The 24,510-nt window shown below is 57.5% G+C and carries 19 protein-coding genes and 4 pseudogenes; 9 read left to right on the forward strand and 14 right to left on the reverse strand.

What is annotated here, in order from left to right:
• Window positions 1–15 precede the first annotated feature (15 nt).
• Complete coding sequence (locus M0746_RS14005) at window positions 16–1,620, reverse strand: methyl-accepting chemotaxis protein (RefSeq protein WP_258449602.1); 1,605 nt, start codon at window positions 1,618–1,620, stop codon at window positions 16–18.
• A 217-nt stretch (window positions 1,621–1,837) separates the two neighbouring features.
• Window positions 1,838–2,242 (reverse strand): TraR/DksA family transcriptional regulator, encoded by a 405-nt coding sequence (locus M0746_RS14010; protein WP_065260998.1) that lies wholly within the window; start codon window positions 2,240–2,242, stop codon window positions 1,838–1,840.
• A gap of 404 nt (window positions 2,243–2,646) precedes the next feature.
• Here M0746_RS14010 and M0746_RS14015 point away from each other — a divergent pair, with 404 nt between their 5' ends.
• On the forward strand, window positions 2,647–3,555 hold the full coding sequence (locus M0746_RS14015) for a MurR/RpiR family transcriptional regulator (RefSeq protein WP_258449603.1): 909 nt from the start codon (window positions 2,647–2,649) through the stop codon (window positions 3,553–3,555).
• A 25-nt stretch (window positions 3,556–3,580) separates the two neighbouring features.
• On the opposite strand, the gene M0746_RS14020 is transcribed toward M0746_RS14015, so the two are convergent.
• Entirely contained in the window at window positions 3,581–4,687 is a 1,107-nt protein-coding gene (locus M0746_RS14020; protein WP_258449604.1) for a hypothetical protein, read from the reverse strand.
• Between the two features lie 129 nt (window positions 4,688–4,816).
• Between M0746_RS14020 and M0746_RS14025 the strand changes: the two genes are divergently transcribed.
• Both M0746_RS14025 and M0746_RS14030 read left to right on the forward strand, forming a co-directional pair.
• Window positions 4,817–5,422, forward strand: a complete 606-nt coding sequence (locus tag M0746_RS14025; protein WP_258449605.1) for a glutathione S-transferase — start codon at window positions 4,817–4,819, stop codon at window positions 5,420–5,422.
• 2 nt (window positions 5,423–5,424) lie between these two features.
• A complete protein-coding gene (locus tag M0746_RS14030; protein WP_258449606.1) occupies window positions 5,425–6,528 on the forward strand; it encodes a DNA alkylation repair protein in 1,104 nt (367 codons plus the stop codon).
• Between the two features lie 420 nt (window positions 6,529–6,948).
• On the opposite strand, the pseudogene M0746_RS29490 reads toward M0746_RS14030, so the two are convergent.
• Window positions 6,949–7,454: pseudogene (locus M0746_RS29490) on the reverse strand (chemotaxis protein CheW).
• A 741-nt stretch (window positions 7,455–8,195) separates the two neighbouring features.
• Here M0746_RS29490 and M0746_RS14040 point away from each other — a divergent pair.
• Window positions 8,196–9,191, forward strand: a complete 996-nt coding sequence (locus M0746_RS14040; RefSeq protein ID WP_258449372.1) for an IS110 family transposase — start codon at window positions 8,196–8,198, stop codon at window positions 9,189–9,191.
• Between the two features lie 149 nt (window positions 9,192–9,340).
• On the opposite strand, the pseudogene M0746_RS14045 reads toward M0746_RS14040, so the two are convergent.
• From M0746_RS14045 to M0746_RS14070, 6 genes and pseudogenes are all read right to left on the reverse strand, one after another.
• A pseudogene (locus tag M0746_RS14045) lies at window positions 9,341–9,773 on the reverse strand (GNAT family N-acetyltransferase); the annotation flags it as partial.
• 241 nt (window positions 9,774–10,014) lie between these two features.
• Window positions 10,015–10,424 (reverse strand): annotated as a pseudogene (locus M0746_RS14050) (GNAT family acetyltransferase); the annotation flags it as partial.
• A 202-nt stretch (window positions 10,425–10,626) separates the two neighbouring features.
• Window positions 10,627–11,283 (reverse strand): DUF2931 family protein, encoded by a 657-nt coding sequence (locus M0746_RS14055; protein ID WP_258449608.1) that lies wholly within the window; start codon window positions 11,281–11,283, stop codon window positions 10,627–10,629.
• An 8-nt stretch (window positions 11,284–11,291) separates the two neighbouring features.
• A pseudogene (locus M0746_RS14060) lies at window positions 11,292–11,947 on the reverse strand (DUF2931 family protein).
• Window positions 11,947–13,488, reverse strand: coding sequence for a phospholipase effector Tle1 domain-containing protein (locus M0746_RS14065; RefSeq protein WP_258449609.1), 1,542 nt, complete (start codon window positions 13,486–13,488; stop codon window positions 11,947–11,949). The pseudogene M0746_RS14060 and the gene M0746_RS14065 overlap by 1 nt, the downstream one beginning before the upstream one ends.
• Window positions 13,489–13,624: 136 nt before the next feature.
• Window positions 13,625–13,987 carry a DUF6124 family protein gene (locus tag M0746_RS14070; RefSeq protein ID WP_258449610.1) on the reverse strand — a complete coding sequence of 121 codons (363 nt, stop codon included), beginning with the start codon at window positions 13,985–13,987 and terminating at the stop codon, window positions 13,625–13,627.
• A 943-nt stretch (window positions 13,988–14,930) separates the two neighbouring features.
• Here M0746_RS14070 and M0746_RS14075 point away from each other — a divergent pair.
• From M0746_RS14075 to M0746_RS14085, 3 genes are all read left to right on the forward strand, one after another.
• Complete coding sequence (locus M0746_RS14075) at window positions 14,931–16,331, forward strand: amino acid permease (protein WP_258449611.1); 1,401 nt, start codon at window positions 14,931–14,933, stop codon at window positions 16,329–16,331.
• A gap of 138 nt (window positions 16,332–16,469) precedes the next feature.
• Window positions 16,470–17,303, forward strand: a complete 834-nt coding sequence (locus tag M0746_RS14080; RefSeq protein ID WP_258449612.1) for an oxidoreductase — start codon at window positions 16,470–16,472, stop codon at window positions 17,301–17,303.
• Between the two features lie 28 nt (window positions 17,304–17,331).
• Window positions 17,332–18,273, forward strand: coding sequence for an AraC family transcriptional regulator (locus M0746_RS14085; protein ID WP_258449613.1), 942 nt, complete (start codon window positions 17,332–17,334; stop codon window positions 18,271–18,273).
• A 91-nt stretch (window positions 18,274–18,364) separates the two neighbouring features.
• On the opposite strand, the gene arsH is transcribed toward M0746_RS14085, so the two are convergent.
• The 4 genes from arsH to M0746_RS14105 form a co-directional block, all read right to left on the reverse strand.
• A complete protein-coding gene (gene arsH / locus M0746_RS14090; protein WP_258449614.1) occupies window positions 18,365–19,063 on the reverse strand; it encodes an arsenical resistance protein ArsH in 699 nt (232 codons plus the stop codon).
• A gap of 9 nt (window positions 19,064–19,072) precedes the next feature.
• Window positions 19,073–19,543 (reverse strand): arsenate reductase ArsC, encoded by a 471-nt coding sequence (locus tag M0746_RS14095; RefSeq protein ID WP_258449615.1) that lies wholly within the window; start codon window positions 19,541–19,543, stop codon window positions 19,073–19,075.
• A 14-nt stretch (window positions 19,544–19,557) separates the two neighbouring features.
• A complete protein-coding gene (locus M0746_RS14100) occupies window positions 19,558–19,905 on the reverse strand; it encodes a metalloregulator ArsR/SmtB family transcription factor (protein ID WP_258449616.1) in 348 nt (115 codons plus the stop codon).
• 111 nt (window positions 19,906–20,016) lie between these two features.
• Window positions 20,017–20,901 carry a LysR family transcriptional regulator gene (locus tag M0746_RS14105; RefSeq protein ID WP_258449617.1) on the reverse strand — a complete coding sequence of 295 codons (885 nt, stop codon included), beginning with the start codon at window positions 20,899–20,901 and terminating at the stop codon, window positions 20,017–20,019.
• A gap of 133 nt (window positions 20,902–21,034) precedes the next feature.
• On the opposite strand from M0746_RS14105, the gene M0746_RS14110 reads away from it, so the two are divergent.
• A complete protein-coding gene (locus M0746_RS14110) occupies window positions 21,035–22,696 on the forward strand; it encodes a GMC family oxidoreductase (RefSeq protein ID WP_258449618.1) in 1,662 nt (553 codons plus the stop codon).
• Window positions 22,697–22,830: 134 nt separating this feature from the next.
• Entirely contained in the window at window positions 22,831–24,453 is a 1,623-nt protein-coding gene (locus tag M0746_RS14115) for an MFS transporter (protein WP_258449619.1), read from the forward strand.
• The last annotated feature ends 57 nt before the right edge of the window (window positions 24,454–24,510 follow it).

A 24,510-nucleotide genomic window follows, 5' to 3' on the forward strand; every position in this document is an offset into this window, starting at 1 on the left:
AGGCGTAACAATCACTCAGCGCGGCTTCTCTGGCTTATACCCCAGACGAAGCCCGCCCCAATGCCGGCCCTTGACCACGATCGGCACTGACAGGTCATGCATCAGCTCGCCGGTATCGCGCGTATAGGTCTGCAGCAGCACCGGTTGCTGGTGGCTGCCGCAACGAATCCCGGTGCGGTCGGCGAACTTGCGTTTGGTGCGGTTGTTGACTGCATCGACCTGCGCATCACCCGTCAGCGGCTGACTGAACTGCTGGTTGTGCGTCGGCACATAACCCTGTTGTGTGCAGGCGATGGCGAAAACCAGCCCTTCGTGACGCGGCAACAACGGTTCCTGAATTGCCGGCAGCACCTGATCGGTGTAGCGGTCGAAACGGCTGTGAAATTTCGCCGGCTGGGTATTCGGGATCGGCTGGTACTGGCGGTCGAACAGATCTTCCAGGCTGATCTTGCCCTGTTCGACATCCGCCTCGAAACGCGCGGCAATCTGACTCGCGCCTTCACGGGCCAGATCGTAGACGCGCTGGTGATAGTCATCCAGACCGACTTCGGCCAGACGCTCGCTGATGGTTTCGGCCTGCCCTTCCATCTGTACTGCTGCTTCAGCGAGGCGCCGAGTCTGTTGATCGCTGATCGCCAGGTCGCTGCGCATCTGCTCAATCGCTATGAACAAGCTGTCGAGCTGCTCGCGATTGGTTTGCGCACCCTGGGCGATTTCGCCGACCTGATTCTCCACCCCGGCCGCCAGTCGGGCGATGTTTTCCAGATGCTCGCCAGTGTGCTCGACCTGCTCAACGCCAGTCTGCAGATCGCTGGAGAGCTGGCGAATCTGCTCAACCACCTGAGCAGTGCGCTGCTGAATATCGGCGACCATTTCGCCAACTTCGCCGGTCGCCGACGCCGTGCGCGCCGCCAGTCCACGCACTTCATCGGCTACCACGGCAAACCCGCGACCGTGTTCACCGGCCCGCGCCGCCTCGATCGCCGCGTTCAATGCGAGCAGATTGGTCTGGCTGGCTATCGACTGGATCACCAGCGTGACGCGCTGAATGTCATCGCTGCGCAGACTCAGGGCTTCGATCAGTTCACGACTGGCATTGGCGCGCTCACTGAGTTGATGCATGCGCGCAATCGAATCCACCAGCTCCGTGCGCCCCGCCGCGCTGCTGTGATGCGCTTGACTGGCGGCTTCCAGAGCCGCTCGGCTGAGCTGCGACGTGGCCTGCTCGGTGGCGATCATCACTTCGGCATTGCTGACGATCTGCGCGGCCGCGTCCAGTTGCGATTCGAGTTTGCTCGCCAGCTCTTTGACCGAAAACGCCACGCCAGCTGCGGACAGCGCGTTATGGCTGGTGGTGTAGGAAAGATCGCGAGTGAGTTCGGAAATCGCGCTGCGGTTGTCGGCAGGCAACGCAGCGGGGACAGCGCGGCTGCGCAGGCGCGGCAGCCAGATAATCAGCACCGCCAGCGGCAGAATGATGTACAGCGACCACTCGGCCAGAGTCATGCCGGTCAGCAAGAGCATCAGGGCGATGCTTTGCAGGGTCGGTGCGATCCAGCGGTTTTTTGCTAATTGCACTGGTGCAGGCAGCGCCGCAACCAGAGATCCATCTCTCGTCATATCATCACCCCACGCCTGTTCTCATTGTTGTGACTGCATTAAACGCCACTACAACGCCATTATCCATGGTCCGTTAGTCGTGAGGTCTGTGGCAGGTCAATGCAAACGCGGAGGAAATGTTGCAGGCGATAAAAAGCTTCGCGGGCAAGCCCGGCGCCCACCGGTTCGATTCGAACCTGATGGGGCGGACTTGCCCGCGATCACAGCGCCGGAAAAATCAGGCCTGACGCTGGTGCTTGTCGATTTGCTCGTGACGTTCCTGAGCTTCGATGCAGTACTTGGTGGTCGGACTGATCAGCAGGCGTTTCAGGCCGATAGGCTCGCCGCTGTCGTCGCACCAGCCGAAGCTGTCTTCCTTGATGCGCTCAAGGGCTTGTTCCAGTTGTGGCAGCATGCGCTGGTCGCGATCGATTGCGTTGACCAGCCAGGTGCGCTCTTCTTCAACCGAAGCCGCGTCTGCCGGGTCAGCCGGGGTGTCCAGGCTTTCGATGGCGATACGGTTTTGCTCAATGCGCTCGTGGGTTTCGACTTTCATGTTCTGCAACAGCTCAGTGAAGAAAGCGTGTTGCTCTGCATTCATGTAGTCATCTGCCGGCATGGCCAGCAACTTGTCCTTTGTCATTGATATCTCTATAAAAAAACGTGCATTAAGGCGAATTAGGGAGCGTTTCGGCGAGCCGTGTCCGGTCGTCGAAAAGGCATCGTTTATGGCAAACGCCACCCGGCACTCAATTTACGAAGGGGCGGCAGTCTAAGGCCCGATCGAGGCCTCAGCAACTGTAAATACTGGGAATTTGTCCGACAACACCCGGAAACTGCTCTGACACAGGCTTCACACGGCCATCGGAGTGCGTTTATAGCAAGAAATTCAGTCGAGCGGCTGTATATAGAAGACAAACGGCTAACTACGCCGCGCTTGCTCAATGAATTTTTCCGCGCGCAGTGCATCGTTTCAGCACAGCAAAGCTCCCCAAGCCCCACTACTATCAGGCGCAACCTGTGCTCAAACAGCCTGAAGGATGACGTATGCCCCGCCCCGATCTGCCGGCCACCGACGAGACTGCCCTGGCCAGCCCCCCGATCAATGCCGAGCGTTTGCTGCAACAGATTACCGAGCAGTACGACAGCCTGCCGCGCCAGCTCAAGCGCATTGCCAGCTACATCAGCCAGCAGAGCGAGCGGATCATGGTCGACCGCATCAGCGACATCGCCCGCGAATGCGAAGTACAGCCCTCCGCCATCGTGCGCTTCTCGCAACGCTTCGGTTTCAGCGGCTTCAGCGAAATGCAGGCGTTGTTCCGCAGCGCCTACACGCACAAAGCCTCGCCCGCGCAAAACTACCAGCAACGCATCCGCAGCCTGATTGCCAGCCCCTCACGCAACGCCAGCGACGGCGACCTCGCCCGCGAATGCATTGATGCGACGCGCTCGGGGATCGAACGCCTGGGCCGCGAACTCGACGACGCGGCGTTCGCCATCGCCGTCGACCTCATCGTTAACGCTGACAACATTTATGTCGTCGGCGTACGCCGCTCCTTCGCCGTCGCCGACTACCTCGTCTACAACCTGCAACACACGCAGAAACGCATCCATCTGGTGTCAGGGCTTGGCGGCAGCTATCGCGAGCAAATGCGCAGCGTGCGCACCGGTGATCTGGTCATCGCCATCAGCTTCGTTCCCTACGCCAAGGAAACCCAACACTGCCTGCGCTTCGCCCGCGAGCAACATGCCAGCACCCTGATCCTCACCGACAGCCACCTCTCGCCGCTGGTCAAACAGGCCAACAGCGTGCTGCTGGTCAACGAAGGCAGCGCCCTGGCCTTTCGCTCGCTGAGTGCGACGCTGTGTTTGTGCCAGGCGTTGTTTGTCGCAGTGGCGTATCGGCTGGAACTGAATGTTGATGAGATTCACGAACAACCGGGCTTCGACGACTGAGTTACCCAGCACCTAATCGGCTCAATCAAAAGGGTCCTTTATCAGCCTCAGTCATCGGCTGCGCTGTACGAAACAGACAATCGAAGTAAGGTTCAACCGCATTCCAGCTCAAGTGTTTATCCCTCATCTCTTTTATTGCTTGGCCAACATCAACGAGGTTGGGCGTAGGTGTGTTTGATAATTGCCGCGTCACCGCTATCAATTCATCCTTTCGCCCATGATTTCGTGAGTTCTGACCAACATAGGTGTAATACCGGACAGCACGGCCAGGACGGTCATAGTTAGTTTTCTCGCATAAACGACCGTCGGGATCCTGTCGAGCCATATGGGCTTCGGAATAGCTGTCCTGAACGAGGTGTAACAAGGTACCGAAAGCAAAGTCGCGATAGTCTTTGTTATAGCCCGCCTCGCCTTTGAACAGAATGCTCTGGACCGTATCTCTGAGGTCGAAGAAGTCGAGCAACAAAGGCACGTCAACGGATGCTTCTGCGATGGTGGTACCCCGACTGTATTCACTGGTAGTGATTCGCCAGACAAACTCCGCCCACATCATGATGTTGTCCGCGGTCTCACCCGCACGCTCTCCCGGGCGCGAAGCCATCGCATGCAAAAACTGCAGATCGCCAAAATGTGATCTGAGCAACATTGAGTACTGCTCGGGTTTGTTGGATTGGAATTTGTAAAGAACCGCACCCTTGGCCATCTCGGCTTTCTTTTTCCCATCAGAGAAAACCGAAGCCCAACAACTCCCTTGCATAGGCAACAGCACATACACGTTCTTACAGCCAGAAAGTGATGTATCGCTCAAACGAAAAGGTGGGTTGTCATTCCATCGAACCCCAGCCAGCACAGCCATGGGCGCCGCTGGCTGCATGAAACGGTTACCCACCGTCACCGCACAGCCGTCATCCGACCCGCAACCGTAAATCCTGTTGGTAATAATTTCGTGAACCGGGTTGGTGAACTGCTCTATACCCCAGTACCCCACGACATTCATTTTCATTCGCCAGTAGGCATCGTCCGATGCCCTAAGCAGCTTTTCCCCGTTTTTAACCTCCGGTCGCAGTTGAAATGCAGAAGCAGGAACGGCTACCGTCAACGCCAGCAAATAAACCAGTATTGTCCATTGCATGATGAGCTCCATTGGCAATGCGCCATCACATGGATTAGTCGACGCACGTCAACATTGCAAATCCCCGCACCGGTTTTCTTGAAGCCGTTAGGGGCAAAAAACCGAACGATCAAATGCAAGGAGCCATGAATGAAACTGATCGGCATGCTGGACTCCCCTTACGTGCGCCGCGTAGCAATCTCCGCCAAACGCCTCGGCATCGACCTCGAACACGAGTCGGTCTCGGTGTTCCGCCACTTCGAGCAATTCCAGCAGATCAACCCGGTGGTCAAAGCCCCGACGCTGATCCTCGACGACGGCGTCGTGCTGATGGACTCAACGCTGATCCTCGACTACCTCGAAGCCAGTTCCGGCAAGAGCCTGCTGCCGACCGACCTTAGCCTGCGCGCCCACGCCCTGCGCCTGATCGGCCTCAGCCTCGCCGCCTGCGAAAAAGCCGTGCAGCTCTATTACGAACGCAACCTGCGCCCCGCCGACATTCAATACCAGCCGTGGGTCGAACGCGTCGAAAGCCAACTCGCCGCCGCTTTCACCGCTCTCGAACAGGAACTGGAAAAACACGCCTTGCCCACCGACGGCCCCCTCACCCAAGCCGGCATCAGCCTCGCCGTGGCCTGGAGTTTCACCGACCTTGTCGTCCCCGATCAAATCGACGCCAGCCGTTACCCGCACATCGCCCAATACACCACGTACGCCGAAACCCTCGAAGCGTTCGTCAGCACGCCGATGACCTGAGCATGAGTGCGCCCGAAACCGCCGCTCCGGCGCTAAAGGAAATCTTCAACGCCGAACGCCTGCAACACATCGCCAGCGAGATGAGCGCCGTTTACCCGGCGTTCAAGACCAAGGCATTTCTTGAACATGCCCAGCACGGCCTCGCAGAATTATCGGTGATGCAGCGCATGGCCCGTGTCAGCGAAAGCCTGCATGCCGTGCTGCCACTGGATTACGAAGATTCCCTCGAAAGACTGTTCGAACTCGCCCCGCGATTGAACAGCGGATTCGTCAGCATGTGCCTGCCGCACTACGTCGCGAGCTACGGCGGCCACGCGTTCGACACATCAATGAACGCGCTGAAATACTTCACCACCTTCGGCTCCTCCGAATTCGCCATCCGCCACTTCCTGCGCAGCGACCTCGAACGCACCCTGGAACACATGCACGACTGGGCCCACGACGAAAACCACCACATCCGCCGCCTCGCCAGCGAAGGCAGCCGCCCTCGCCTGCCGTGGTCGTTTCGACTGGAACCGATTCAAGCCAACCCGCAATTGACCGCTGGAATACTGGATCGATTGAAGGCCGATGAGAGTTTGTACGTGCGCAAGTCCGTGGCGAATCATTTGAATGATGTGACGAAAGTGCATCCTGAGTGGGTGCTGGACACGATTGAAGGATGGTCGCTGGACAACAAGCACACGGGCTGGATTGCGAAGCATGCGTTGCGCAGTTTGATCAAGCAGGGAGATACGCGCGCGCTGACAGTGATTGGTGCGGGGGCGAAGGCTGAGGTGGAATTGCTGGATGTGCGGGTTGAACCGGCGGTGGTGCGGTTGGGGGATGCGATTACGTTGTCGTTTTCAGTGAGATCCACTGTGCCGGTTGGGCAGCGGTTGGTGATTGATTATGCGATTGACTATGTGAAGGCGAATGGCGGGGTTTCGCGGAAGGTTTTCAAGTTGAAGATGGTGGAATTGGCGGGGTTTGGGAGTGAGATGGTACGGCGGAAGCAGGTGATTAAAGACTTTACGACGCGGAAGCATTTTGTGGGGCGGCATGGGGTTTGGGTGATGGTTAATGGGGAGGTTTTGGGTAGTGGGGGTTTTGATTTGGTTGGTTGAGGGTGGCGTGGATGGCCGCCCTAGGACGCCCTGCACATGACCCCCATAAATTCCAAACAAAGAAGTTTCGGCGATGGTGGAGCTGCACATCTAATACCGGGCTACCAAACCCAATCGCGGTTTTTCAGCGACCGACAAACGATAGAACCCACGACCTAGACGCACAAGCCGGCGGACTCTGGCTTAGTCGTAGGTAACGGCGCAAGGCGTTGTAGGGTCTGTCTCCTAGCCAGCATCATTTTTTAACGCATTTATTGGTCGCTGTTTATTAATTATGGATTTATTACGACAATCACTTTCCCATTGGTATGGCCGCGCCACCTTGCGCCCGATGGGCGTTTTTGCGTCTTTACAACGGTACTTCACAAACAAAAATTCTTATCATATACAACCGAAAAACCTTCCTGCTTTTATCCGGAGTTAGATTGAAGATTCTAGGTCATCGACATCCAGCAAATGCAATGTGCGTTCTTCTACCGAGTAGGTGCCACTAGCACCTATTACCCCACGCGGCCCTATTGGACCAAGCGCTGAAATAACGTCTGAAACGCTATCCACGACCAAGCCCATTACTCGAGTTTCAGTTCTTAATATTATAACCGACACAAACTGATCGGGATTCGGATTGGACGTGATGAATTTTATCCGTAAATCTATGATTGGGACGACAACGTTACGTAAATTAATCACCCCCGCATAAAGCTTGGACGATCAGGGACTCTGCTTACGCCGTCAAAGCCACGTACCTCATTCACTTTCGAAACATCGACGACATATTCATTTTCACCTAGTTCAAAAACGAGTAACTCAACTTGTTCCGACATGACTTTTCTCCTTGAATATCCAAAAAATACGCCCAACCATATATTGAAATCCTGTTCTTTGTGAACTGTCAGATCTGACAGTGCTTTAGATATTTTTTTCATAAAAATACTTTAATATTTTGTATTTACTTATATAGCAAACACTGCACAAGTGTTGATTAGCTAAGAACTGGGCTTTGCATTCAAGCTTTTTAGTAGTGCCCCTCAAAAAATCGCAACACAAGACTAATACTATAAAAGCCATCAGATAATGTTGAGTTAGAGATAGACTTGCCGGTCCGCTGAAATACGGATTGAGTGCCAGCCACACAAGCCGGCGGATTCTACCGTACGTAATGGCGCAAGGCGTTGTAGGGTTTCGGTGGTTACTTGAGATTTCGCTTAAACAGCTGTGGTTATTCTGTTTAGAGACTGGAGAAGGTCAAGGTCAGTGGCAGCAAAAGATAGTCGGCAATTCGGTGATTGATGTGTTGTTTGGGCTGACGCTTTCGCGAGCAAGCTCGCTCCACAGGGGTTTGTGTCTGGTTTTAGGTAGGTGGCGGCTGGGCTGGCGTTATCGCGAGCAGGCTCACTCCTTGTATGTTGCCCTCACACCAGTCGATTGAGATCTAAGCTCGCTGGTGCGGACATACGAAGATGTGTTTCTGGGGAGACCGATCACTCCTAAAGGCAGGACTTGCTCCTGACCTTGTCTGTAGAGAGGTCCCCCGCCTCATTGCCCACCACGAAGAGTATCGAGAAGCCGACAAGTCGGACTTCGCATTACAAGGTTGCAGTGGCATGAAGTTCGAGGTCAGGGGAACCAGGATGCATTTCTAACCCAGTTCACTCGGAGTTGAAAGCATGAGCATGCATGTCGGTTTGGATGTGGGGTCTCGCACGACCGCCATGGGCTGGCGCAACGACGGCCGTTTTGCAGGTGCCTGCAACATCGACCAAACGCCCGCCGGGCGCAAAGCAGCGGTCAACAGATTGCTCGAGCTCAAGCCTTTATCCGTAGTGATGGAGGCCACCGGCATCTATTACCTGGATTTGGCCATGGAACTCAATGCGGCGGGTTTGCCCGTTTCGGTTATCAACCCGAAGAGCTTTCATAACTTTGCCAAGCTGATGTTGAAAAACAGCAAAACCGATGCGATCGATGCCCAGCTGCTAGCTGAATACGGCGAACGCATGAGTCCAAAATTGTGGACGCCGCCCACGACCATACAGCTGGAACTGCGGGCTATCGGAAGGCATATCAATCGTTTGACGTGTCATCGCACCCGAGCCAAGAACGAGCTGCATGCGCTGAAAGCTACTCAAACAACCGTGAAAATGCTGATTGAAGACGAAGAAGAAGCCATTGAAGCTTTTGACAAGCGAATCGAGCGTTTCAGGCTCGCAGGTCGGGCGCTGATCGACAATTGCCCAACCCTAAGCGCCCAGTTCGGGCACATGATCGCAGCGCCAGGCATGGGCGAAATTTCAGTATTTTCGGCATTGGCTGAATTGACGACCTTGCCAGTGACGCTTAAGTCCGCCCAGGTCAGCCGACATGCAGGGCTCGATGTGCGGCTTACGCAATCAGGTACCAGCATCGATAAACCTGGACGGATAAGTAAGGGCGGAAACGCCTACCTACGCTCAGCGATGTATATGCCAGCGCTGACTGCCATACGTTGCGACAGTAACGTGAAAGCTTTTTACGAAGCCTTGATCGGGCGAGGGAAAAGAAAGATGCAGGCCATCATCGCCGTCATGCGCAAATACCTGACCGGCTTGTGGGCCTGTATGCGAGCCGGCGAAGATTTCAATACGGCCAAGCTTTTTAGCGAGAAACACCTCGCAAAAGCTTGACCGTGAACAGAGTATCTACAGGGATTGTGGTTGGGTTGGGATTCGGGGTGATCGGGCTGGTGTCTTCGCGAGCAGGCTCGCTCCGACAGTGGCCGGGCCAGGCATTGGAGCATTCGACAAGTCCCGCTCCCACTGGGATTGGGGGATAGTTAGGGTCGGTGGCGCGTCATGTTGATCAGGGCGGATCGTCCACCATTTGGTGCCGGGCGTTCTTCGATGGAGAACGGCACGAAGCCGAGTTTTGGGTAGAGCAGCAGGTCGGCGGTGTTTTCGTTGAAGCAGGAGAGTTGCACTTCCTTGGCCTGGTATTTTTCGAAGCCGACGGCGGTCATGGTCGACGATGTATCGCGCAACACCCTGGCCTCGGGCGTAGGACGCGACGATGACGTTGCCGATGCCGATGCAGCAGATGCCATCGTGCTCAGCCCGGTAGAAATTGGCGAAGCCAACGAACTCGCCGTTGGCCGAGAACACCTTAGAGTCTAAGCGCTGGCTGATTGCGCTGTGCATCTGTTCTTCCGTCAGCGGGTACTGCGCTTTCGGGAACATGAAGTACAACTCTTGAACGCTCTGCGGAAAGCCGTTTTGACATCGTCGGCCGACGACAACTGCCCAGCCCCAGGCAAAACCACTTTCTCCCTCGAAACGGCCGCCACTCAGCAAGCCCAACACAAACACGCTAATTCGATGAGCTATCAAATCGATAATGAAGTCCATTGACCGTCTCTCTTTGCCGGTTCTCCATGAGACGTCAGAACGTCCACTCCCGGCCAACTGCCGCCCTTCGTGATAGTCAGCAATCAGCCAGCGGATGCTTCTAAAACTACCGCCCACGCGTTGCTATATTCGAATCCACCTTTTTCCCCATGCTGATGCGCGGTTCGGTCGTGTAGCCAAGAGACCCGTAGAAGGCTTTGACGCTTTCATTGGTGCTGACGATTTGCAGATTGATTTTCATGCACCCGCGCAAGGTTAAGGCGCGCTCAGCATGATTAACGAGTTGTGCGCCCAAACCCTTTCTGCGATGTGTAGGGTGCACGGCAACTGAATATAACCAGCCACGATGACCGTCATACCCCGCGAGGACGGTGCCGACTACGTCATTTCCGGACAGCGCGACAAAAAGAGGCCGTCCTTGACGGCCAGTTTCTTATCGATAGCAAGGCTCGGTGTGTTGTGCGCGGTTTCGTAACCGAAAACGGTTTCCCATAGCGCCATGACAGGAATCCGATGATGTTCGTTTGAGTAATCGGCAATAACATCCATGGAGCAGCCTCTTGGTTAAACGGCGACGCTAACTCCCTGTGAAGGTCTGTGTCCACTGGCTGCTTCTGGCCATAAGCAGCCGCCAACAAACGGATAAGCCACGGGAGTCGAAAGTGATGGCTCAAGGTACAGGCAATGAAAGCGCAGCAAGCCCGCAGATTGCTGACGTCTACCAGCTTCCGTATGGAATGCCGTACTTCTCGATATACCGCTTTGCCTTGTCACTCACTGGATAGGCATAACGACCGCCGTTCTTGCCCCGTTCCGGACCCAACGGATCGATTTCGCCTTTCCCTCTCGCGACCTTGACTGGATGGTGGCAGGAATCTCTAACCCAAACTTGCACCACACCGCCAGGAGCAAGACCTAGATAAACTGAAGCCATGTAGCGTGCGGTTCTGTCGGGCCTCTCCGCGCAACGTTGATTTGTGGACGCCACCATTATTCGCCTGGCTTCTTCCGGAATATCCACCCACGCTTGCCAAATTTTCTGTTCAACGATCGATTGCCAGCGAACATAGATAAGCAACGGCAGATCGGCACCTATTACCTGTCTTCCACTGCCACCCACGCCTGTCCAACCACGCGCAGACTCTATTCCATCTTCAGGCTCTCCACCGGCCGCGGTGCCGGCTCCGGTTCTGAAAAAGACTCTACCTTTGATGTCGAGTACGGAGCTGTCTTCCACCCAGACCTTCATGTAATCAGGTTCTGTAAAGGCCAACTCCCACCATTCGGATTTGGGATCGTTTTTGGCCGAAAGCGGATCAGTGGACTGGCAACCGCAGACAAAAAGCGCGCACAAAGCAATAACAAGCTTCTTCATCGTTTGACTTACCAGCTTCCATAAGGGATGCCGTATTTTTCGATGTAGCGCTTTGCCTTTTCACTCACGGGATAAGCGTAACGTCCTTCGTTCTTCCCTTGACTAGGCCCCAGCGGTTCGATATCAGCTTGGGCTCTGGCCACCTTGACCGGACGATGGCAAGAGTCTCTGACGAAAACCTGCACGACTCCCCAGGAGCTAACCCTAAATAGATAGACGCGCTATAGCTAGCTTGCTGCTCTGGAGTTTGCGGGCAACGCTGATTAACCGATTGCAACATCAGGTCTCTCGCCTCCTCGGGTACATCTACCCAAACCTTATAGGTCTGTGGTTCAACCATGGATTGCCAGCGCACGTAGATACGCTTGGGTAGATCAGCACCAATTACCGCTTTCGCAGCACCACCTACCGCGTGCCAGCCACGAGCGGATTCCTTACCATTTTCTGGCTCTCCACCTGCTGCGGTTCCTGATCCTGTGCGCTTGAATAGCTTGCCGTTGATGTCCTCTACCGCGCTGTCTTCAACCCATACCTTCATGTAATAAGGTTCGGTAAAGGCGAGTTCCCATGATTCCGATTTGGGATCGTTCTTCGCCGACATCGGATTAGCAGATTGGCATGCTGTCATGAATAGTGCACACATCAAAGTCACGAGAACTTTCATTACCAAAGCGTCCAGTCAGGTATATGAGGATGTTGCACGCGGATTGAATCTTCCGTGGGGGCGTTGATGTAAACCGCGTTGATCCCGCTGCCATCTTTTCGGCCAAGCGGATGGTTCCAATTGGCGGAGGTGTGAATGTACTTCAATTTCAACAATTCATCTTCTTGCGCTGTGACGCTGTAGTCCCCCGCCAAGAATCTATCGCACAGGGGCTGCAGCTCTTCAGGAATGGCAAGATCAGGCGTATCTGGAATGTCGTTGAAGCGAGCGCCCTTTTCTTTTGCCAAGCGGTGCATCACTCGCAAATAGATCCTAGATAACATGCCGCTTACCGAGCGTTTAAGCTGCAGAGCGGCGTACACACGCTTCACTTTGGGACTCAGTCGATCTTGCGGGCTGTTCGGCATCAGCAATGCGTCGGGCGTTACGATTTCAAGCATTTCCGCAGGCCAGCCTTTGGCTAACCATTGGGCCTTGGCTTCGACGGCATCGCGGTATATCGAGGTCGTCGTGACATCAATATTCAAAGGCACGATCAGCGTTTGCATAGGACTTACAAGCACACATTCCTGCGCTTCTTCCAGATAGCCTCCGCCGATATCTGAATGCACACCCGGCAAGCTTATCTCCAAATGATCTGCTTTTACTCGACTGAGTGCGAAGTTGGCGCGGCATTCATCACGGGCGGTCAACTGCACGACATCAGTAAAAAAACGGCGATCAAGATAAAGTTTGACGCCTGGGGCGACAGCGCTTTTGATGTTGCCAAGATTTGACCAACCAGCAATTGATGGGACTGTATCGAACAAGCCGATAAAACCCATATTGATATCGCTTTTGTACTGGTCGTTGAATTTAGGGCTGAAGGCTCTCGGCAGGTTCCTCAGGACGGTGCCCAGTGGGCCACGGCTGGTTCGGACGATCTCATTGGCAAAATATCGAGCTGCTGCGGCGCCGCGGCTGAAGCCGAAGGTATCGAACGTCAGTGAAGTGATTTCGCTGTCAGGATTATCGATCAAGACTCGGCTGATCGCTTGTTGAATGACTGGAAATGAGGACTCCACTCGACTGGCAACGCCAGTCTCACCGCGCCCGGTACCTGAGCCGAATTTACTATCTTCCTCTCCAGAACGGGTGCCAATGCCCTCGATATAGACGACGCGGGAAGTTCGCTTCAGCGTCCCCTCTCCCACTGCATCAGGTACGGCATCATACAAGTCGCTCAGCCTTTTCACATTGCTGACATCGTTGCCATAACTGCTATCCGGATCACTCATGTAGGGCATGCAACTCGCCGGAATATCCCCCGGCGCAATCGGATGATGCGCACCACAAAGCAAACCCGCGGCGGCGTTATTCGCATTATTCCCCGTCCCATCAAAAAACACTCCGATCCGCAACGCTATCCCAACCTTCTCAGGCTCGGGCGCGGGTTCTTTGCCGTGTTTTTCGTATTCCGCCCAGTGCTGGGCGTGGAGGTCGACGGGTTTGGCTTGTTCGTAGCGGTAGTTTTTCGGGGGATTGGGTACGTAGCCACTCATCCTTGTTTCCTTGGTCCTGATCCTTGAGAACGGCGCGAAGCGTGACAGTCGGGGCTGGGCGGCGCAAGGCGTGGCGGTGTGCCAGCGCGGTTTGGTTCGATGTTGCGACGAGGGTTTCCCCTCGTCGTTGTTGCGGTCAGCTGGTGACTTCAACGTTGTCGAGCGCCTGGTTGACGGCGAGTTCGCCGAGCATCACGACCTGGGCGATGCCCAGTGCGGTTTTGCGGTGTTGGGGGTCGAGCATGGCGGCGAAGTTGACCAGCATTTCGCTGGCCGAGCCGAGGGTTTCGCTGGCGTTGGCGAGCAGCGATTCGCTGTCGAATTTCGGGTTGGCGAGGTACATGCGTTCGGGTTCGTTGACGCTGGCCATGATCTGGCTGGCGGGTTTGAGGTAGTGGTCGAGGGCGCGTTCGGCGGCTGGGTGGAAGCGCTTGGAATCGGGGGATTCGTAGGGGGATGCGGGATCGGTTTCTGGCGGGTTGGGCGTGACTTTGAACATGGTGAAACTCCTGGTTCTGATTAGGAGCTACCAGCATCACTTGCAGATGATGGGTGGCAGCTATGCGCGGGTCTGCAAGACCGGGAAACCAGGCACCCGGCAGACCCGAAGGTCTCCCGCACAAAGCTGCCATTGAGCAAACACAAACGAGTGTCCATTGGCTGGCTGTGCGACTGGTTTTTCCGGCGGGCTTGCAGACCCGATCACTGATGAGCAGTGACGGGAATCAAGGTACGGAGGGAGTGCCAAGCGCACAAGCCGGCGGATTCTGGCGTAGTCGTAGGTAACGGCGCAAGACGTTGTAGGGTTTGGGTGGCGTGCGTTTTTCGCTTTTAAACAAATGCTGGATTTTACGTTTAGTGCCTTGCTGGATGGTTTTGCCCTTGTCTGTTTGTGATCGGGTATTACCCATTGGGGCACATCGGGACGGTGTGGATTCGGAAGTTGTGGCGGGTGCTGATATGGCTGCCCTCACCCTAGCCCTCTCCCGGAGGGCGAGGGGACCGATTGGGGGAGATTGGAGAGCTTGGTCGTCCTGAACGATCTGCTTTGAATTCAAAAGAGGCGCGATCGCTCACGTCTGCGAAAGCGGATACCAGTCCGGTCGACTTCCCTTCACCCGCAGGAAAATCGGATTGATCTGTAAATATCGTCAGTTCGCTGTCCTCCCACACACCCCATGACCAACCAGTTCTCACTTCAAACAATCCCCCACCCGAATGTCGATAACAGACACAACCGTGGCGTGATCAGGCATCTGATTTAGCGTACAAGCCGGGTAAGGTGACGCAGCTTTTGCGCAAAACCCCCGTCTGCCGTGGCGGATCCAATAAGCACTGCGACGTTCAAAAGGGCCGATTTAGAGCTGTTCAGCAAGCACCATCGGTAATCGCTCGGCCCTTTTCATTCGCTTGAACGTCGATCAGCAGAGAACAAGAAAACAATGATCAGCCCCACCTCCAAGGATTCGACTGGCCACTTGGCGCAGGGCTTCAAGCCTCGTCATGTGACGATGCTGTCTATCGCCGGGATCATCGGCGCCGGTTTGTTTGTCGGTTCGGGGCATGCCATTGCGGCGGCCGGGCCGGCGGTGTTGCTGGCCTATCTGTTTTCCGGGTTGCTGGTGGTGCTGGTCATGCGCATGCTCGGCGAAATGGCGGTGGCCAACCCGGACACCGGGTCGTTTTCCACCTATGCCGATCAGGCCATCGGGCGTTGGGCCGGGTTTACCATCGGCTGGCTGTACTGGTGGTTCTGGGTGCTGGTGATTCCGATCGAAGCGTTGGCAGCCGGGCACGTGTTGCATCAGTGGTTTCCACAGGTGGATGCCTGGCTGTTCGCCTTGGGCTCGATCATTGCGCTGGTGGTCACCAACCTGTTCAGCGTGTCGAAATATGGCGAGTTCGAGTTCTGGTTTGCCATGGCCAAGGTGGTGGCGATCATCGGCTTTATCGGCGTTGGATTTGCGGTGCTTATGGGCTGGATTCCCGATCGTGAAGTCAGCGGTTTGAGTGGCCTGATGGCGGCGCATGGCGGGTTCGCGCCGAACGGGTTGTCGGCGGTGGTCGGTGCGTTTATCACCATCATGTTCAGTTTCATCGGCACCGAAGCGGTGACCATCGCCGCAGCCGAATCGAATAACCCGGCGCAGAACATTGCCAAGGCCACGCGCTCGGTGATCTGGCGCATCGGCGTGTTTTATCTGCTGTCGATCTTCGTGGTGATTTCGGTAGTGCCGTGGAATGACCCGCTGCTGGCCTCGGTCGGTTCCTATCAGCGGGCGCTGGAAATCATGAACATTCCGCACGCCAAATTCATGGTCGATGTGGTGGTGTTGATCGCCGTGGCGAGTTGCATGAATTCGTCGATCTACATCGCCTCGCGCATGCTTTATTCGCTGGGCCGGCGTGGCGATGCGCCGAAGGCGTTGAAAGTGACCTCGTCCGAAGGCGTGCCGCGTGCGGCGGTCATCGCCAGCACCGTGCTTGGCGCGGCGATCACCGTGTGGAGCTATGTGATGCCGGCCGGGCTGTTTGAGTTTTTGCTGGCCAGCTCCGGCGCGATTGCCTTGCTGGTGTACCTGGCGATCGCCGTGTCGCAACTGCGCATGCGACGGATGTTGCGCCGGCAGAACGTCGAGCTGACGTTCCGCATGTGGCTGTTTCCGTGGCTGACCTGGCTGGTGATCGTGTTCATCTGCGCCGCGCTGGCGGTGATGATGATCACCCCGGAACACCGCACCGAAGTGAGCACGACGATTGGTCTGGCGCTGGCGATATCGTTTATCGGTTTGCTGACTTCGCGGCATCCTGCGCAGACGGTCAGTGTTACGTCTGTGGGCTGAACATGTGCCGGAATCAATCCGGCACCGCCGCCAAACCTTGCTGATAGGAACAGGCAATACTCAGATCCGATTCGGCATCGTCCCCCGCCCTCCTTCGCCCTAGCATGCTCGCACCTTGTCTGTTCTGGAGTGTGCGACATGAAGACTGCAAAAACCCTGTTCATCACCGGTGTCAGCAGCGGCTTCGGCCAGGCGCTGGCGAAGCAGGCGCTCGCCGAGGGCCACCGGGTGATTGGTACCGTGCGCAGCGAATCCGCCGTGGCGACGTTCGAAGCGCTGGCGCCGGAACGCGCCCATGGCGTGGTGTTGGACGTGACCGATTTCGAAGCCATCGACAGCGTGGTCGCCGCCGTCGAAAAAAGTTATGGGCCAGTGGACGTACTGGTGAACAACGCCGGTTATGGTCACGAAGGGGTTTTCGAGGAATCGCCGCTGGCGCAAATGCGCCGTCAGTTCGATGTGAATGTGTTTGGCGCAGTGGCGGTAACCAAGGCGTTCGTGCCGTATTTCCGCCAGCGCCGCGCCGGGCATATCATCAACATCACCTCCATGGGCGGCTATATCACCATGCCCGGCATCGCCTATTACTGCGGCAGCAAATTCGCTCTGGAGGGCATTTCCGACACCTTGAGCAAAGAGCTCGCCCCCTTCAATATTTTCGTCACGGCAGTCGCGCCGGGGTCTTTTCGCACCGACTGGGCCGGGCGTTCGATGCAGCGCACGCCGCGCAGCATCAGCGACTACGATGCAAGCTTCGACCCGGTGCGCAAGGCGCGCGAAGAGAAAAGCGGCCAGCAACTCGGCGATCCGCAGAAAGCCGCGCGGGCCATGCTGACGCTGATCGCCAGCCCTGCCCCGCCGGCTCATCTGCTGTTGGGCAGCGACGCCGTCGCGCTGGTGCGTGACAAGTTGCAGCGCACGGCGGAGAGTATTGAGCAATGGCAGGCGCTCAGTTGCTCTACCGATGGCTGAGCAGCCGCGTGAAAAAAAGGTGCAGTGAATGGCGAAATCCGAAGACCTGACGACGGCGCGCATGGTGCAGCTGATGAGCGAACTGGCGCCGCTGGAAGGCTACAACCTGAGCGTGCTCGACGACGTGCGGTTTCTGCGTTCCAACCGCCCGTTGACGCGCACGCCGGTGTTGTACGAGCCGGGTATCGTGATCCTCTGTCAGGGGCAGAAACGCGGCTATCTGGGTGACGAGATCTACGTCTACGACGCCCAGCATTACCTGGTGGTGTCCGTGCCGGTACCGTTCACCATGGAAACCGATGCCAGCGAAGATCAGCCGATGCTGGCGGTGTATCTGCGTCTGGATTTCGCCCTTGCCGGCGAGCTGATTCAGCAAGTCGATGAGGTCCGCGGCTTCGACGCCACGGTGCCACGCGGCATGTACGCCTCGCCGATGGATGATGCGCTGCGCGAGTCGACCTTGCGCTTTCTGCACATCATGAACGACCGCAACGACGCGCAGATCCTCGGCCCGGCGATGTTGCGCGAGCTCTACTACCGCATTCTCACCGGCGCCCAGGGCGGCACGTTGCGCGCGGCCATCGCCCAGCAAGGTCAGTTCGGCAAAGTGACCCGCGCGATCCATAAAATCCACAGCTGTTATCACCAGCATCTCGACGTGGAAGCGCTCGCCGAGGAAGCGCAGATGAGCGTGCCGAACTTTCACCTGCACTTTCGCAAGGTCACCGACACCTCGCCGATGCAGTACCTCAAGTCGACGCGCTTGCATCAGGCGCGGTTATTGATGCTGCGTAACGACTTCACCGCCGCCCGCTCAGCGTTTCTGGTCGGTTACGAAAGCGCCTCGCAATTCAGCCGCGACTTCAAACGATTCTTCGGCCGCACCCCGCTGGCGGAAGTGGCGTGGATGAAGCGCGCGTATGCGTTGCCGGCGCCGAACACGCCTTCGCCGTTTGTCTCGTCGCATTGAGGAAGAAACGCGGCCGGCACTTGCGGTGACAGGGCTGGCGCTTTCGCGAGGCGGCTCGCGCCCATACGAAGTCCTGGTGAACTCGGCTCTTTCAGATCGAGCGCTGATTGACCCGGGCCATCAACTGCTCAGCGCTTTCCTTGCGCTCGGAGTAGCGGTCAACCAGATGCGCCTGGTGCCCGCGCAGCAATACGGTGAACTTCACCAGTTCCTCCATCACATCCACCACGCGGTCGTAGAACGGCGACGGTTTCATCCGCCCCGCGTCGTCGAATTCCATGTAGGCCTTGGGCACCGAGGATTGGTTGGGGATGGTGAACATGCGCATCCAGCGACCGAGCACGCGCAATTGATTGACCACGTTGAACGACTGCGAACCGCCGCACACCTGCATCACCGCGAGGGTTTTGCCCTGCGTCGGACGCACCGCACCGAGTTCCAGCGGGATCCAGTCGATCTGTGCCTTGAACACGCCGGACATCGCTCCGTGGCGTTCCGGCGAGCACCAGACCTGGCCTTCCGACCACAGCACCAGCTCGCGCAGTTCCTGCACTTTTGGATGGTCGACAGGAGCGTCGTCGGGCAGTGGCAAACCGGACGGGTTGAAAATGCGCGTTTCGGCACCGAAGTGCTCAAGCAGGCGCGCGGCCTCCTCGACCAGCAAACGGCTGAAGGAGCGTTCGCGGGTCGAGCCGTAGAGCAGCAGGATGCGTGGCTTGTGTTCGCCCGGTTTCACAGGTTTGCCGTCATCGAACAGGCTGGAATCAAGGTTGGGTAGATCGGCGAACATGGGTTCTCCTTAAAGCGTACCGATGCGGTCGAGCGCGGTTTTCAATTCATCGCGGCTGAGGGTTTCAAAAGGCAGATCGAGAAAGGCCTGGCAGCGATGTCCGATGCGCGCCAATGTCGCGCGAAAAGCCGCCTCAATCGTCGCCTCGTCACCGCTGACTTCCGAGGGATCTTCCAGCCCCCAGTGGGATTTCAGCGCCGGGCCGAAATACACCGGGCAAGTCTCGCCGGCGGCTTTGTCGCACACGGTGATGACGATGTCCGGCGGGTTGCTTGCAAAAGCGTCGTTGCCTTTGCTGTGCAAGCCATCAATGGCGATGCCGGCCTGTTGCAATGTCGACAGGCTGCGCGGCAACACCTGACCTTTGGGGAAACTGCCGGCACTCACCGCTTCGAATCCCGCTGGCGCCAAGTGATTGAACATCGCTTCAGAAAGGATGCTGCGGCAACTGTTGGCCGTGCACATGAACAAGACTTGCATGGTTTTTTTCTCCATCAGCAGCACGCTGTTTCACGAACCGGACGCCCGTGCATGTTCTGCAGGCGGGCGATGTTGTCCTGCAGCCAGGCGGTGTTGGCTTCGGACGTCATTTGCAGGATTTGCGCGATCCACGCTGGCAGATCCGGGTTGAGGCGGTAATAGACCCACTGGCCTTGGCGCCGGTCGAGCAGCAGGCCATTGCTGCGCAATTGCGCGAGGTGGCGGCTGATCTTCGGTTGGCTGTCGTTGAGCGCGCACATCAGTTCGCAGACGCACAACTCACCCTGCGCGGCGATCAGCAACATGGCGCGGACGCGGGTTTCATCGGCGAGGCTTTTGAATACTTCGGTGGGAGTGAGCATGGGATGACCCCAAGACATACGGAAAATCGAATATACGGATATCCATATATTTAGCAATCTGAAATACTGCCCCTTGCAGGCGAAGGCCTACACGGGATTTCTGTGAGGCGGTTAACCGAGCAGCAACCCTTGCTCCGCCTCACACAATCCCACCACATAATCCCAGACCACACGCAGGCGCACTGACTTGTGCAACTCACGCCGCGTACTGATCCAGTAGCTGCGTTCAATGCTTTCATCCGCCAGCAACGGCACCAGCTCTGGATCGGCAGCTGCCATGTAGCAAGGCAAAACCGCAATGCCCAAGCCCGAGCGAGCGGCTTCCTGCTGGGCGATGACGCTGGTGCTGTGGAAAACCACCCGAGGGCTGCGGCAAAAGCTGTTGAGGAACATCAGTTCCTGACTGAACAGCAGATCATCGACATAGCCGATCCATGCATGCCGCCCCAGATCTTCGCGGCTGTGCAAGGGCGGCGCCTTGTCCAGATAAGCCTGGCTGGCATAGAGCGCCAGTCGGTAGTCGGTGAGTTTACGGGTGACCAGCATGTCGGCCGCCGGGCGTTCGAGGTGGATGCTGATTTCCGCCTCGCGGTTGAGGATGCTGACAAAGCGCGGCACCGCAACCAGCTCCACCTCCAGCCCCGGATAGCGTTCGAACAGGCCGATCATACGACTGGCGAGAAACCTGACGCCGAGGCCTTCGGTCACGCCAACGCGGATCTTGCCCAGCGGCGCGCTGGACTGGGTGATTTCTTCCTGGGCCAGCAGCGCGACGTTTTCCATCGCTTCGGCATGCTTGAGCAGCGCCTCCCCGGCCGGGGTCATCTCGTACCCTTGAGCGTGCTGGACGAACAGCGCGGTGCCGAGGCTCTTTTCTATGGCTTCGATATGGCGGGCGACGGTGGCATGGGTGGTGTTGAGCCGGCGGGCGGCGGTGAGCAGGCGGCCGCTGCGTTGCAGCTCAAGAAAAAACCGCAGGTCGTTCCAGTCGAACATGGCGCTTCCTTGTCAGCTAAGGTCAATGCGGGCTGTTTGAAAACGAACAGCGGCTGCGCAAAAACTAACATTCTTTTAACGAAAGCTAACAACTAGAGTGTCCGACAATAAAAACAACAAGCGAGGTCAGGGAATGCAAACTTCCCTCGATGAATACGACTACATCGTGGTCGGCGCCGGTCCGGCCGGCTGTGTGCTGGCCAATCGATTGTCGGCCGACCCGCAGCGCCGCGTGCTATTGCTCGAGGCCGGCGGGCGCGACAACTATGCATGGATTCACATCCCGGTCGGCTACCTGTTCTGCATCGGTAACCCGCGCACCGACTGGTGTTTCAAAACCGAACAACAGACCGGCCTCAACGGCCGCGCGCTGAGCTATCCGCGCGGCAAAGTGCTGGGCGGCTGTTCCTCGATCAACGGCATGATCTACATGCGCGGCCAGGCCAGCGACTACGACGGCTGGGCCGCCGAGGGCAATCCCGGGTGGGCGTGGAACGATGTATTGCCGTTGTTCAAACAGAGCGAAAACCACTTTGCCGGCAGCGCTGATTTTCATGGCGCCCAGGGCGAATGGCGGGTCGAGCAGCAGCGCTTGTCGTGGCCGATTCTCGACGCCTTTCGCAGCGCGGCCGAGCAGAGCGGCATTGCCAGCGTCAGCGATTTCAATCAGGGCGACAACGAGGGTTGCGGCTACTTTCAGGTCAACCAGAAAGCCGGGGTGCGCTGGAATGCCGCCAAGGCGTTTTTGAAACCCGTGCGCAACCGCGCGAATCTGACCGTGCTGACCGGCGTCGAGGTCGACCGCGTGCTGCTGGAGGATGGCCGCGCCTCGAAAGTCAGTGCGCGGCATGAAGGCCAGGTCAAACAATTCAAGGCACGCAAGGAGATCGTACTGTGCGCCGGGTCAGTGGGTTCGCCGAGCATTCTGCAGCGCTCGGGCATCGGCCCGCGACCGTTGCTGGAACGGTTGGGCATCGGCGTGATTCATGAACTGCCAGGCGTTGGCGGAAACCTGCAGGATCACCTGCAACTGCGCCTGATCTACAAGCTGGAAAACGCGCGCACGCTGAACCAGATCGCCGGCAGCGTCTGGGGCAAGATGGGCATGGGCTTGCGTTATCTGTACGACCGCAGCGGGCCGCTGTCGATGGCGCCTAGTCAATTGGGCGCGTTTGCGCGCTCGGGGCCGGAGCAGACTTCGGCGAATCTCGAATATCACGTCCAGCCGCTGTCGCTGGAGCGTTTTGGTGAGCCGTTGCACAGCTTCCCGGCCTTCACTGCCTCGGTCTGCGATCTGCGTCCGCAAAGCCGCGGGCGCATCGAGATCCGTTCAGCCGACCCGCAGCAGGCGCCGCTGATCAACCCCGATTATTTGAGCCATCCTGAAGATCTGCGGGTGGCCGCCGATGCCATTCGGTTAACCCGACGCATCGTCAGCGCCCCTGCCTTGCGCGGGTTCAAACCGGTCGAATATCTGCCGGGCGACAGCCTGCAAACCGAGGAACAACTGCACGAAGCCGCGGCGAAAATCGGCACGACGATTTTCCATCCGGTCGGTACCTGCCGCATGGGCAACGACGGCGATGCGGTGGTCGATGCGCAACTGCGCGTGCACGGCGTGCCCGGTTTGCGCGTGGCCGATGCGTCGATCATGCCGCGAATCATCTCCGGCAACACCTGTTCGCCTACGCTGATGATTGGCGAGAAGGCTGCGCAACTGATTCTGTCCAAATCTACAGATATCTCCCTTGTGGGAGCGAGCCTGCTCGCGAATGCGGTAGCTCACTCGGCCTAGCAGTTGACTGACACAACGCTTTCGCGAGCAGGCTCGCTCCCACGGGGTTTTGCAACACCTGCAAGGCATCGCGCAACACCGGGACACGCAACACCAGTGGAACAACAAAAACAATCACTGTGAGGGATACCGACATGTCAGAACACGCTCAGCCGCTGGACGCTGCGAGCAGCGCCGCGACCAGCAATGCCACGCAAAAAGTCATCTTCGCCTCGTCGCTCGGGACGGTATTCGAGTGGTATGACTTCTTTCTCTACGGCGCGCTCGCGGCGGTGATCAGCAAGCAGTTTTTCGCCGGGGTCAACGACACCACCGCGTTCATTTTTGCCCTGATGGCGTTCGCCGCCGGCTTCATCGTGCGGCCGTTCGGCGCGCTGGTGTTCGGCCGACTGGGCGACATGATCGGGCGCAAATACACGTTTCTGGCGACGATCATTCTGATGGGCGTGGCGACGTTCTGCGTCGGCCTGCTGCCGACCTATGCGAGCATCGGTATTGCCGCGCCGATCATTCTGGTGGTGCTGCGGATGCTGCAGGGGTTGGCGCTCGGCGGCGAATACGGCGGCGCAGCGACTTACGTGGCCGAGCACGCGCCGATCGGCAAGCGCGGTTTCCACACCAGCTGGATTCAGTCCACCGCGACCCTTGGCCTGTTGCTGTCGCTGCTGGTGGTGCTCGGTTGCCGCTATTTCACCGGTGACCAGTTTGAAGTCTGGGGCTGGCGTATTCCGTTTCTGCTGTCGATCGTGCTGCTGGGCATTTCCACCTGGATTCGCCTGAGCCTGCACGAGTCGCCGGCCTACCTGAAAATGAAGGAAGAAGGCAAAACCTCGAAAGCGCCGATCCGCGAATCCTTCGGCAAATGGGAAAACCTCAAGGTCGTGCTGATCGCCCTGTTCAGCATCAACGCTGGGCAAGCGGTGACGTTTTATGCGGCGCAGTTCTACGTGCTGTTCTTCCTCACCCAGTTCCTGAAAATGGACCCGGCGGTGGCCAACAGTCTGCTGATTGTCAGCGTGATCATCGGCGCGCCGTTCTTCATTTTCTTCGGCTGGCTGTCGGACAAGGTCGGGCGCAAACCGGTGTTGATGCTGGGCTTGTTGCTGGCGACCGCGCTGTACTTTCCGATCTTCAAATCTCTCGCCCACTACGCCAACCCGGCAATCGACCTGGCCAGCCGTCAGGCGCCGATCACCGTCCTCGCCGACCCCGCCACTTGCACCTTCCAGTTCGATCCGGTGGGCAAGGCCAAATTCGACAGTCCGTGCGACAAGGTCAAGACCTTTTTGGTCAAGCAAGGCCTGCCCTACTCCAGCGTCGCTGCACCTGCGGGCAGCGCTGTGCAAGTGAGTGTCGGCGACGTGAAGCTGGATGGTTTCGATGAGGCGGCACTGCGCGGCGCGATCACCCTCGCCGGCTACCCGCAACAAGCTGACATGCAGCAGATCAACAAACCGATGATCGTCGCCTTGATCGTCGCGCTGATCATCATCTCCGCCATGTGCTACGGGCCGCTGGCGGCGCTGATGGTCGAACTGTTCCCGACACGCATTCGCTACACCTCGATGTCGCTGCCGTATCACATCGGCAATGGCTGGTTCGGCGGGTTCCTGCCGACCGTGTCGTTTGCCTTGGTGGTCTACACCGGCGATATCTTCTATGGGCTGTGGTACCCGGTGCTGATTACAGGGGTGAGCCTGGTGGTGGGGATGATCTGCTTGCGTGAGACGAAGAATATCGATCTGGACAAGAACTGAGTACATTAACCGAGCCGTCTCGGGGGTACCCGAGCGGCTTTCTGCTGCCTGCATTAT

Origin of the sequence: Pseudomonas sp. S11P7, from assembly GCF_023195435.1 — a bacterium.
Taxonomy (GTDB): domain Bacteria; phylum Pseudomonadota; class Gammaproteobacteria; order Pseudomonadales; family Pseudomonadaceae; genus Aquipseudomonas; species Aquipseudomonas fluorescens_G.